The organism is Flavobacterium sp., from assembly GCF_046317795.1.
Taxonomy (GTDB): Bacteria; Bacteroidota; Bacteroidia; order Flavobacteriales; family Flavobacteriaceae; genus Flavobacterium.
This window is the reverse complement of record NZ_JBKCVI010000031.1, coordinates 1-11,048: the sequence shown is the minus strand read 5'-3', so window position 1 is coordinate 11,048 and position 11,048 is coordinate 1. Positions and strand designations below refer to the sequence as shown.

General features: G+C 33.1%; 12 protein-coding genes. 4 read left to right on the top strand and 8 right to left on the bottom strand.

The window, feature by feature from the left end; all coding sequences use genetic code 11:
* A partial coding sequence (gene trpS / locus ACK5ON_RS02175) for a tryptophan--tRNA ligase (RefSeq protein WP_409819446.1) occupies positions 1-644 on the bottom strand: 644 nt, incomplete at its 3' end.
* Positions 645-967: 323 nt separating this feature from the next.
* Between trpS and ACK5ON_RS02170 the strand changes: the two genes are divergently transcribed.
* A complete protein-coding gene (locus ACK5ON_RS02170; protein WP_409819444.1) occupies positions 968-1,705 on the top strand; it encodes a lysophospholipid acyltransferase family protein in 738 nt (245 codons plus the stop codon).
* 86 nt (positions 1,706-1,791) lie between these two features.
* On the opposite strand, the gene ACK5ON_RS02165 is transcribed toward ACK5ON_RS02170, so the two are convergent.
* The 4 genes from ACK5ON_RS02165 to recA form a co-directional block, all read right to left on the bottom strand.
* On the bottom strand, positions 1,792-3,420 hold the full coding sequence (locus ACK5ON_RS02165; RefSeq protein ID WP_409819440.1) for a hypothetical protein: 1,629 nt from the start codon (positions 3,418-3,420) through the stop codon (positions 1,792-1,794).
* On the bottom strand, positions 3,417-3,968 hold the full coding sequence (locus ACK5ON_RS02160) for an RNA polymerase sigma factor (protein ID WP_396172733.1): 552 nt from the start codon (positions 3,966-3,968) through the stop codon (positions 3,417-3,419). Before ACK5ON_RS02160 ends, ACK5ON_RS02165 begins: the two co-directional genes overlap by 4 nt.
* Before the next feature lie 20 nt (positions 3,969-3,988).
* Positions 3,989-4,399 carry a hypothetical protein gene (locus ACK5ON_RS02155; protein ID WP_396172731.1) on the bottom strand — a complete coding sequence of 137 codons (411 nt, stop codon included), beginning with the start codon at positions 4,397-4,399 and terminating at the stop codon, positions 3,989-3,991.
* Positions 4,400-4,503: 104 nt separating this feature from the next.
* Positions 4,504-5,508 carry a recombinase RecA gene (gene recA / locus ACK5ON_RS02150; protein WP_396172729.1) on the bottom strand — a complete coding sequence of 335 codons (1,005 nt, stop codon included), beginning with the start codon at positions 5,506-5,508 and terminating at the stop codon, positions 4,504-4,506.
* 126 nt (positions 5,509-5,634) lie between these two features.
* Here recA and ACK5ON_RS02145 point away from each other — a divergent pair, with 126 nt between their 5' ends.
* The 3 genes from ACK5ON_RS02145 to ACK5ON_RS02135 all read left to right on the top strand — a co-directional run bounded on the left by ACK5ON_RS02145 (position 5,635) and on the right by ACK5ON_RS02135 (position 8,088).
* Positions 5,635-6,369: a lysophospholipid acyltransferase family protein gene (locus ACK5ON_RS02145; RefSeq protein WP_396172727.1), complete on the top strand. Its 735-nt coding sequence runs from the start codon at positions 5,635-5,637 to the stop codon at positions 6,367-6,369.
* Between the two features lie 9 nt (positions 6,370-6,378).
* Complete coding sequence (locus ACK5ON_RS02140; RefSeq protein WP_396172726.1) at positions 6,379-7,368, top strand: acyl-ACP desaturase; 990 nt, start codon at positions 6,379-6,381, stop codon at positions 7,366-7,368.
* Positions 7,369-7,443: 75 nt separating this feature from the next.
* The gene (locus ACK5ON_RS02135; RefSeq protein ID WP_409819435.1) at positions 7,444-8,088 is read left to right on the top strand and encodes an HD domain-containing protein; all 645 of its coding nucleotides are present in this window, start codon (positions 7,444-7,446) and stop codon (positions 8,086-8,088) included.
* 27 nt (positions 8,089-8,115) lie between these two features.
* On the opposite strand, the gene ACK5ON_RS02130 is transcribed toward ACK5ON_RS02135, so the two are convergent.
* The 3 genes from ACK5ON_RS02130 to ACK5ON_RS02120 all read right to left on the bottom strand — a co-directional run.
* Positions 8,116-9,234 (bottom strand): ATP-binding protein, encoded by a 1,119-nt coding sequence (locus ACK5ON_RS02130; RefSeq protein WP_409819433.1) that lies wholly within the window; start codon positions 9,232-9,234, stop codon positions 8,116-8,118.
* A 137-nt stretch (positions 9,235-9,371) separates the two neighbouring features.
* Entirely contained in the window at positions 9,372-10,154 is a 783-nt protein-coding gene (locus ACK5ON_RS02125) for an enoyl-CoA hydratase/isomerase family protein (protein WP_409819431.1), read from the bottom strand.
* Between the two features lie 50 nt (positions 10,155-10,204).
* Positions 10,205-11,048: sensor histidine kinase (locus tag ACK5ON_RS02120; RefSeq protein ID WP_409819428.1), on the bottom strand; the 844-nt coding region annotated here is incomplete at its 5' end.

The following is an 11,048-nucleotide window of genomic DNA, read 5'->3' as shown; positions in this document are numbered from 1 at the left end:
ATGATTTGCTTACGCAACGCTTTATCTTCTAGGAAAATATTGATGATGTTACCACGAGATTTACTCATCTTTAAACCGTCTGTCCCGGGAACATACATCGTTTCTTCCTGCACTTTTCCTTCGGGAAGTACAAAAGTTTCTCCCATTTGATGATTGAAACGCGAAGCCACATCACGGGTAATTTCGATGTGTTGCATTTGGTCTTTTCCTACGGGGACAAAATTGGCATCATACAGTAAAATATCGGCAGCCATTAATATGGGATAGGAAAATAAACCTGCATTGACATCTTCTAATCTATCGGCTTTATCTTTGAAAGAATGAGCCAACGTTAATCTTTGAAATGGGAAAAAGCAACTTAAATACCAAGATAATTCGGCAGTTTGTGGCACATCGGATTGGCGGTAAAAAACAACTTTATTGATATCCAAACCACACGCCAACCAAACAGCTGCGGTACTGTAGGTGTTTTGACGCAGTTCATTTCCGTTTTTTATTTGAGTAATCGAATGCATATCTGCAATAAAAAGGAAAGATTCATTCTTTGGGTTTTCAGACAGTTCGATAGCTGGCAAAATCGCACCCAGTAAATTTCCTAAATGTGGTGTTCCTGTACTTTGAATTCCAGTTAGTATTTTTGACATAAAATGCTAAATTTAATTTCTCTGAATTCATTTCAGAGTTTCAGTATTGATTTTTAATTTACCGCAAAGTTTGCAAAGTTTTTCGCAAAGTTTGCAAAGTTTTTATAAGTTATTTACAATTCTTTATACTCTATTTTCAATTAAATTTTCCTAAAATAAAAAAAAATTACCATATAAGTTAAAAAAGGACATATAAGTATTAGTGTTTTTTTTTACTTTGAAAACTTATATGCCTTATATGGTTAATTTTGAACTCTGTGGTTTAAACTTCAAAGTTAACGCTTTGTATTAAAAATTGCATACCTTTTAGTACATTTGACAACATGAGAGCATTGAAAATTGTTTTTTGGACACTTTATCGTGTTTGGTTTTACATTTTGATGGCGATTCCTATCATTGTCATGTTTCCTTTTCTATTTATTTCGATTCTTAAAGAAAAATGGTATCCCTATTTTTTTGTGATGGCAAGAATTTGGGCAAAATTTATTTTGTTTGGAATGGGTTTTAGAACTAAAGTTAATTTTGAACAGGAACCAGAAGAAGGCAAAAGCTACATGTTTGTTGCCAATCATACTTCGATGGCTGATATCATGTTGATGCTTTCCATAACAAAAAACCCTTTTGTTTTTGTGGGAAAAAAAGAATTAGCCAAAATTCCACTGTTTGGATTTTTCTATAAACGAACGTGTATTTTGGTGGACCGAAGCAATTCAAAAAGCAGAATGCAAGTTTTTGAACGCGCTCAGAAAAGATTAAATCAAGGATTGAGTATTTGTATTTTTCCAGAAGGCGGCGTTCCCGAAGAAAGTATTGTTTTGGACAGTTTCAAAGATGGCGCTTTTCGTTTGGCAGTAGAACATGAAATTCCAATTGTTCCAATGACTTTTTATGATAACAAAAGACTTTTTTCGTATACTTTTTTCAGTGGAAGTCCCGGATTGATGAGGGTTAAAGTGCATCGTTTTTTTGAAACAAAAAATCAAAATCCGGAGTATAAAAAAACGGTTAAAGAAACAGTGCGTAATGTAATTTTGAATGAATTAGAAAATGACATAAACTAAAAAGAGTTCCAAATTTGGAACTCTTTTCAGTTATTACTCGGAAGCAATAACAACAATTAACTAATTTTAATAACCCCTTAACAAAACTAAAACTTATAACTAACGCCACTGTAGATTCCAAAAAAATAGGGTTTGAAATCGCCTCCATTTGTGCTGAAAGTATTTAACTGATATTTTACCATTGGTTCAACATTAAACTCAAAAGATTTCATAAAACCATATTTTATTCCTATTCCAAGATTGGTACTAAAATGAATATTATTCAAATTATTGGCTTCTCCTAGAAGCATCGAATTATTATCAGAAACTACAGTAATGGCATTTTCTTGAAGTAGCAACGTACTAAAACCACCAATTACCTTCAACCCAAATTTTTTATCAATTAGCGCATAAGTCATTTCCAATGGCATTTCTAGGTAGCCAATTTCTTGATTTAGATAACCAGTGTTTTGTTGTACAAGAGCACTTTCAAAAGGTAACATTCCGTTTTCTGATGTTGAACCAACAGAATTATTACTGGAAACCATACTATGTATTTCCATCATTGCACTTGAACGAGTTGGAGATACATTTTTTAACCCTCGAGATTCTATACTTGCAAAGAACATAATATCATTGGTGTTGTAACTCATATTGACTTTGTTTAATCCTGTTCTAACGGATAATTTTGAAGTAGCATTATAACTCACTCCAAGACCAAAGCCAACACTGGTATTATAAGTTTTGGAATTGTTATTAAGTTCGGGGTCTATGGCCGAACCATTTGAAGTTGAACCCAAGAAAATAGGGGCAACATTTGAAGTAAGTTGCCACCTATTTACTTTAGCTTCCTGCTTTGTTTTGCTTTCTTTTTCATTTAGCAATTCTTCCAACGCATTGGTAACAACGCTGTTTTTTATAACAGAATCGTTAGTTTTTTTCTCAACTTCAGTAGTAGCAGTTATGGAGTTATTATTTTTTAATTCATCAAGCTTTATATTTTTTGAATTGTTTACAACGCCTTCTGATGGAATAATTTGCTTTGCCTTTTCGTCTAGATTACTAACTGATTTTGTGTCTTTTATAGAAGACAAACCAGATTCATTTTCTTTGTTTATAGCAATTTCATTCTCAGATTTATATATCATTTTTTCATCTAGCAACGATTTGGTATTCTTTCCATTAGATTTGTTTTTATTGGAATTTTGTTTTTCAAATTTTCCTCCTGCAATCGCATTATTTGATGTGTTTGGAATAAAATTTGGTTTAGTGCTATTTTCAGTGTTGTCCTTTTTTTCTTTCGAATTTGAAACTACAGCATCCGATGAAGAACTATTATTTGAATTACTTTCTCGAAGATTTTTGCCAGTACTATTTTTTTCTGAAGAATTTGTAACAACAGCATCGGTTGATGAACTAGTATTTGAATTACTTTCTCGAAGCTTTTCAACAGATATAGGGTTAGTTTTTGTTGTCTTTTGCTGATTTGAATTTATGTCGGTTACAGTTGGATTTTCGGTAGAATTAGGTGCAATAAAAAAAGATTTGGAAACAAAAAAACCAATAAAAAATACGGCAGCAACTCCAGATAGTTTCCACCAAAAAGGAATAATTCTTCTTCGTTTTTTTTCATCGAGTTTTTTTTCAATATTTCCCCAGACTTCTTCAGCGGGATTTACTTCAAAATCTTTGAATTTTTCTTGAAAAATACGTTCTATGTTTTTTCTTTCGTTCATTTTGCAGAAGGAAGTGTTTTGAATTCTTTATTTTTAAATAGTTCTATTTTTTCTCTTAAAATCATCTTGGCCCTAGCCAAGTTAGATTTTGATGTTCCAAGGTTTATGGTTAGCATTTCTGCAATTTCTTGGTGAGAATAGCCATCAAGCACATATAAATTAAAAACTAAACGGTATTGATTTGGCAATTCTTGAATAATTTTTAGTAAATACTCTAATGAAATATCTTCGTCATCTATTTCAATTTCTTCGTCATCGGGAACATCTTCTTTAACTAAACTTAAAAAAGTTTCCTGCCTATATTGTTGTAAAACATGGTTAATCATTACTCTTTTCAACCAACCATCAAAAGAACCTTTAAAAGAGTATTGTTCAATTTTTTTAAATATAATTAAAAACCCATCTTGCAAATTGTCTTGTGCCTCAGTATAATTGCGTGAATACTTTAAGCAAACAGCAAACAGTTTTGGCGAGTATAATCGATACAGCTGTTCTTGTGCTTTTCTATCATTCTTCTGACAATCATTAATGAGTTGTTTTATATCCAATTTTCAAAAAAAGATTGTAATTAATTTACAGGCACTTCATATTCCAGAAAAATATCATTTCCTTGATCATCTTTGCCTTGCCAGAATTTGAAATGATACGTACCATTACTAGTAACCTCAAAATTAAAAGTATATTCATCGGCAGCGGCGGCAGCATCCAAGTCTTGGCAATTATCTCTTTGTTCAACAGCACTTTCAATAGCAATTGTTCTTATGTTTAAATGTTTATCATAATACAAACCATTAAAATAGTGGCAACTTGTAGGTCTGTTATAACGAATCGTAATGGGATATATTCCTCCCAAAGTAAATTCAGCTGGAATATCAACACTTTCTGTAGGCAATACTTCATATAAATAATTTGGACCAGAGTCCACAGAACAAGAGTTGAACAAAAAAAACAGTGTTAAAATTGTAATTATTTTTTTCATAATTTAAATATGATTTTGTTGTTTAGATACAATTTATTTTAAAAGGTTGCGTTCAGGTAATAAAAAAAACGTCTAGTTATTTTTTAACGAGACGGATTTTAGTTTTATGCATTATTCTCTTTAATGAGATCTTTTATTTTTTGTTCCAATTCGTCAGCCAATTCAGGATTGTCTTTTATTAAAACTTTCACGGCATCTCTTCCTTGACCTAGCTTGGTATCGCCATAACTGAACCAAGAGCCTGCTTTTTTTATAATTTCAAACTCAACAGCTAAATCAAGAATTTCACCTGTTTTTGAAACACCTTCGCCATACATAATATCGAATTCGGCAGTTTTAAAAGGTGGCGCTACTTTGTTTTTTACTACTTTCACTTTCGTTCTATTTCCTATTACATTTTCTCCGTCTTTAATTTGAGAAGATCGACGAATATCCAATCGAACTGAAGCATAGAATTTTAATGCGTTTCCTCCCGTTGTCGTTTCAGGATTGCCGAACATTACCCCAATTTTTTCTCTCAATTGATTGATAAAGAATACGGTACAATGTGTTTTGCTAATGGTTCCTGTTAATTTTCTCAATGCTTGAGACATCAAACGAGCGTGTAATCCCATTTTTGAATCACCCATTTCGCCTTCAATTTCGCTTTTTGGGGTTAAGGCAGCAACCGAGTCAATAACTACAATATCTATTGCGCCGGAACGAATTAAATTTTCAGCAATTTCCAAAGCTTGTTCACCATTATCAGGTTGTGAAATGATTAGATTTTCAATATCTACACCCAATTTTTCGGCATAATTCCTATCAAAAGCATGCTCGGCATCAATAAACGCTGCAATTCCGCCTGCTTTTTGCGCTTCGGCAATGGCGTGTAAGGTTAAGGTTGTTTTACCAGATGATTCTGGACCATATATTTCGATAACTCTTCCTCTTGGATACCCATTTACGCCCAATGCTAAATCTAGACCAAGCGAACCAGAAGGAATTACTTCCACTTCTTCTACTGCTTTATCACCCATTTTCATTACGGTTCCTTTTCCGTAAGCTTTGTCTAATTTATCAAGCGTTAATTGTAATGCTTTTAATTTGGCTTCTTTTTCTGAACTCATTTTTTTTTAAAATTTAGTGGCATAAAAATAATGCTTTTTTTAATGTGAACACATATAGATTTATAAGAATTATAAACAATCTATAAGACAAATATATTTTCTATTTTTACACTCTATTTTTATACGATGGAAAAATTTATTTCGTATCCCATTTCAGTTCTATACTATCTATGTTTCGGATTGACATTAGTCATTTTTCATCCTATACAATGGTTTTGTTTTAATGTTTTTGGCTATCAAGCACATAAAAAAAGTGTCGATTATTTGAACTTTTTTTTGGTGAAATGCACCAATATTTTAGGGACAAGATATACTTTTGAAAATAGAGATACCATTCCTAAAAACGCTCCGATAATTTTTGTTTCCAATCATCAAAGCATGTATGATATTATTGGAATTATTTGGTATTTGCGTCGCTTTCATGCCAAGTTTGTCAGCAAAATAGAACTCGGCAAAGGCATTCCGAGTGTTTCGTATAATCTTCGTCACGGCGGTTCTATTCTCATCGATAGAAAAGATTCTAAACAAGCCATTCCAATGATTAAAGGATTATCAGAATATATTGAAAAACACAAACGTTCCGCCGTTATTTTCCCAGAAGGGACTCGAAGTAAAGATGGAAAACCCAAAGATTTTGCTCAAAGCGGTTTGAAAATTCTTTGTAAATATGCACCATCGGCATTTGTTGTGCCAATAACTATTAATAATTCGTGGAAAATGGTTAAATTTGGTGCGTTTCCAATGGGTTTAGGAAATCATTTGCAATTTATCATTCATGAAGCCATTCCAGTAAGCGAATTTACTTTCGAAGAATTAATTGTCAAAACAGAAAAAGCAGTAACCCAATCGATTAAAATATAATTAGATATAATGTCAATACATAACATTCGCCTAGAAGTCATGCAGTTTCTAGAAAACAAAGTAGAAGGCTTCATGGAGGAGTTTTTAATACCAGTTGAAAAAATATGGCAACCATCGGATTTTTTACCTAATTCTGAAGAGGAAAATTTCTTTGAAGAAGTAAAAGAGTTACGCGAAATAGCCAAAGATTTACCCTACGATTTTTGGGTTACCCTAGTTGGAGACACCATCACTGAGGAAGCGTTACCAACCTACGAATCGTGGTTGATGGATGTTGATGGTGTAGGTCAAGTAGAAAATAATGCATGGAGCAAATGGGTACGTCAGTGGACAGGTGAAGAAAATCGTCACGGTGATTTATTGAACAAATACTTGTATTTATCGGGCAGAGTGAACATGCGCGAAGTAGAAATTACCACCCAACACCTAATTGCTGATGGATTTGATATAGGAACTGGTCGCGATCCATACAAGAACTTTGTTTATACTTCTTTTCAAGAATTAGCAACCTATATTTCTCATAACAGAGTTTCACAAATTGCAAAAGAGTATGGTGATAAAAAGTTATCAAAAATATGCAAAATGATTGCTGGCGATGAAATGCGTCACCATCATGCGTATAGCGAATTTGTAACTCAAATTTTTAAAGTGGATCCAAGTGAAATGCTATTGGCGTTTAACTATATGATGAAGCAAAAAATAGTAATGCCGGCTCAATTCTTGAGAGAATCTGGCGAAAAAATAAGTTCGGCGTTTTTAAATTTTTCAGACTCAGCCCAACGAATTGGTGTCTACACCGCTTCAGATTATGTTGATATTATGCAAAAGCTAATTGAGAAATGGGAAATTGATAAACTTTCAGGATTGTCCGATGAAGCTGAAAAAGCGCGTGATTATTTAATGAAATTACCGGCAAGAATGGCAAAAGTGTCAGAAAGAATGATAATTCCAGTTGAATCTCAAATTTTCAAATGGGTTGAACCCGCTATGATAAGATAATTTACAGAAATTCCAATAACTAAAATTCCAAATTCCAAAACGTAGTAGAATTTGGAATTTTTTTATCAAATAAAAATGACATTGATAGATAGAACTATAGCATTTGTAAAAGAGAAATTGGATAAAGCCGAAGGCGGACATGATTGGTTTCATATTGAACGCGTTTATAAAAATGCACTTTTAATTTCCAAAGACGAAGACTGTGATTTGAATGTTGTTCAGCTTGGTGCTTTACTTCACGATATAGCAGATAGTAAGTTTCATGACGGAGACGAAACCGTTGGTCCAAAAGCAGCTAGAGCTTTTTTAGAAAGCGAAAATGTTGATAAAGAAATCATTAATCATGTTATCAATATTATAGAAAACATATCATTTAAAGGCGGTAATTTTGGTCAAAAGTTTTCTTCCAAAGAACTTGAGATTGTTCAGGATGCAGATCGTTTAGATGCCATTGGCGCTATTGGAATAGCCAGAACGTTCAACTATGGCGGGTTTAAAAACAGAGCAATTTATAACCCAGCAATTGCTCCGAACTTAAATATGAGTAAAGAGGAATATAAAAAATCAGAGGCACCAACGCTTAACCATTTCTATGAAAAACTTCTTTTGTTAAAAGACAAAATGAATACTGAAACAGGCAAAAAAATTGCACAAGCGCGGCACAAATACATGGAAAATTTTCTTTCGCAGTTTTATGCCGAATGGGAAGGGGAAAAATAGTGTTCAGTTTTCAGTAGCAGTTTTCAGTTATAATAAGTAATCCCAAAAATTCTCTTTATGAATGACTTGAGTTGTTTTTGGATGGTATTTTTCGGTAAATGATTTAGTGAATTTTACTTTAACATTCGGGTTGTATTTTATTTCAAAAGCATCAATTTCATTATTTTTTATTTCCAAAAAATCAATTTCAGCTTGTTGTGTGTTACGCCAAAAATAGGTGTCCTTAAATTGTTGCTCATACGATAATTTCTTTTTTCTTTCACTAATAATAAAATTTTCCCATAGTGGACCAATGTCGTCACGAAGTTCAATAGGATTGAAGTTTTTCACAATTCTATTTCGTAAGCCAACATCCCAAAAATAAATTTTTCTGCCTTTTTTGAGTTCGTTATCTTGGTTTTTATTAAAGGCATTTAAGCTGAAAACGATAAAGTTTTTTTCGAGAATATCAATGTATTTTTCAACCGTCAATCTATTAATTCCTAAATCATTACCAAGTGAACCGTAATTTATTTCGGAACCAATTCGGTATGCCAACATATGAACCAATCGTTGCAATGTGGACGATTTTTTAATTCCTTCCAAATTCAAAATGTCTTTGTATAGAAATCCATCTACCAAATCATTTAGAATATTTTCTTCTTTCCCAGGATTGGAAACAACTTCTGGATAATATCCATAAACCAAACGATGAGGCACCAAGCGGGTTTCTTTAATAAAATTAGTATGATTGACCATTTCTTTATAACAAAGAGGAAAAAGCTGAAGCTCTTCTTTTCTTCCCACCATACTTTCTTTGGTTTTATCTGCCAACTCAAAAGCACTACTTCCAGAAGCAATTATTTGTATTTCGGGAAAATTATCAACCATCCGTTTGATGAGCAAACCAATATTGGAAATCATTTGTGCTTCGTCAATTACTAGAATTTTATTGTTGCCAACCAATGCATTCAACCTGTCTGACGTAATATTTTCTAATAATAGTTGCGTGTCGGGTTCATCGCCGTTTAACCACAGATACGAATTGTCTTTGATGGTGTTTTTTATCAAGGACGTTTTGCCTACTTGTCTTGCGCCAAAAACTAGGATAGCTTTTCCTTTAAAAAGAAACGAATCTATTTCTTGTTGATGAAATCTAGGTATCATTATATACTTTTTAGTGTGCAAATATACAATAATATGATATTACAATATCAAAAAAATATAATTATATGATATTTTAAATGCGGTTTTTTAACTAAAAACTATCCCGAAGCTTCGGGACTGAATACTGAACACTAAAATTATTTTCCCTTGAAAACTGCTTTTCTTTTCTCTAAAAAAGCCGTTGTTCCTTCTTTAAAATCCTCGGTGCCAAAGCATTTTCCAAAGTTTTTTATTTCGGTTTCAAAACCATTGACCCCATCTTTATAATTAGCATTGATAGCTTTTATGGCTTTGCTAATGGCCATTGGTGAATTTCTGATAATTTTAATTGCAATACTTTTTGTAAATTCAAGTAATTCTGATTGTGGTACGACATGATTTACTAAGCCATAATTTTTAGCTGTTTCAGCATCAATCATTCCTGCAGTCATAATGAGTTCCATGGCACGCCCTTTTCCAATTAGTTGAGGTAAACGCTGGGTGCCACCATAACCAGGAATGACACCTAGAGAAACTTCGGGCAGTCCCATTTTTGCATTTTCCGAAGCAATACGAAAATGACAAGCCATTGCCAATTCTAATCCGCCACCAAGAGCAAAACCATTCACCGCAGCGATAACTGGTTTTTTTAAATTTTCGACAAAATCAAACAATAATTCTTGTCCTTGTGCGGCTAATTGTGCGCCTTCTTCAACAGAAAAATGAGCAAATTCAGCAATGTCTGCACCAGCGACAAACGCTTTTTCGCCTTCGCCAGTAATGATGATTACGCAAACTTCTTCCTTGCTTTCAAGATTTTTAAAAGCGTTGTGAAGTTCTTGAATCGTGGCAACATTTAGGGCATTTAACTTTGATGGACGGTTGATAGTAATTTGTCCAATATTGTTTTCTATGGTAACGAGTATGTTTTCGAAGTTCATGGTTTGATAATTAGAGTAAAATAATTTGTGACAATTTGTGAAATCTGTGTTTATTTAACAATAGGAAGCGACACAATGAAAGTGGAACCTTTTCCAAGTTGAGTTTCAAAAGTAATAGTTCCTTTGTAATTTTCTATAATATTTTTTATAATTCCTAAACCCAATCCCATTCCACTAGTTTTGGTAGTGAATTTTGGCTCAAAAACATGATCAATATTTTCGGTTTCAATGCCAATACCATTGTCTTTTACGGAAATAATTACGGTGTCATCCATTTCATTTACAGATACCAAAATTTGTTTTTCTTCTTGCTCGTCTGGAATAGATTGAATGGCATTTTTGACTAAATTAGTAATAATTCTGATCAATTGTGTTCGGTCCAGTTTTGAAATAATTTCTTCTTCATTACTTTCGAAAACAATAAAATCTTCGTTAAAAATATCCAATGCGAGCTCTACCACTTGAACTACATTGAGCGTTTCGTTTTGTTGTGCTGGCATAGAAGCAAAGTTGGAAAATGCCGAAGCCACAGCACTCATGGTGTCGATTTGCTGAATTAATGTTTTAGAATAATCGTTCAGTTTTTGTTTTAATTCGGGATCATTGGCATCAAATTTTCGTTGAAAACTCTGCACCGTCAAACGCATCGGCGTTAATGGATTTTTGATTTCATGTGCCACTTGTTTTGCCATTTCACGCCATGCTTGTTCCCGTTCACTTTGAGCCAGCATTGTGGCACTATCTTCGAGTTTATCCACCATTTGGTTGTAGGCATTTATCAAGGAATTAATCTCTTTACTATTGGCTTCAATGACAATTTTCTCGTTTTTTTGGTTCAAACTGGTCTCGTTGATTTTGTCCGAAATGGTTTTTAAGGATTTGGTAATATAACTC

What these genes read in the sequence shown, in the direction of transcription:
- ACK5ON_RS02130 (WP_409819433.1), bottom strand. Translation starts at nt 9,234, where the DNA reads ATGATACCTAGATTTCATCAACAAGAAATAGATTCGTTTCTTTTTAAA.
- ACK5ON_RS02125 (WP_409819431.1), bottom strand. Translation starts at nt 10,154, where the DNA reads ATGAACTTCGAAAACATACTCGTTACCATAGAAAACAATATTGGACAA.
- ACK5ON_RS02155 (WP_396172731.1), bottom strand. Translation starts at nt 4,399, where the DNA reads ATGAAAAAAATAATTACAATTTTAACACTGTTTTTTTTGTTCAACTCT.
- ACK5ON_RS02145 (WP_396172727.1), top strand. Translation starts at nt 5,635, where the DNA reads ATGGAAAAATTTATTTCGTATCCCATTTCAGTTCTATACTATCTATGT.
- ACK5ON_RS02135 (WP_409819435.1), top strand. Translation starts at nt 7,444, where the DNA reads ATGACATTGATAGATAGAACTATAGCATTTGTAAAAGAGAAATTGGAT.
- recA (WP_396172729.1), bottom strand. Translation starts at nt 5,508, where the DNA reads ATGAGTTCAGAAAAAGAAGCCAAATTAAAAGCATTACAATTAACGCTT.
- ACK5ON_RS02165 (WP_409819440.1), bottom strand. Translation starts at nt 3,420, where the DNA reads ATGAACGAAAGAAAAAACATAGAACGTATTTTTCAAGAAAAATTCAAA.
- ACK5ON_RS02170 (WP_409819444.1), top strand. Translation starts at nt 968, where the DNA reads ATGAGAGCATTGAAAATTGTTTTTTGGACACTTTATCGTGTTTGGTTT.
- ACK5ON_RS02140 (WP_396172726.1), top strand. Translation starts at nt 6,379, where the DNA reads ATGTCAATACATAACATTCGCCTAGAAGTCATGCAGTTTCTAGAAAAC.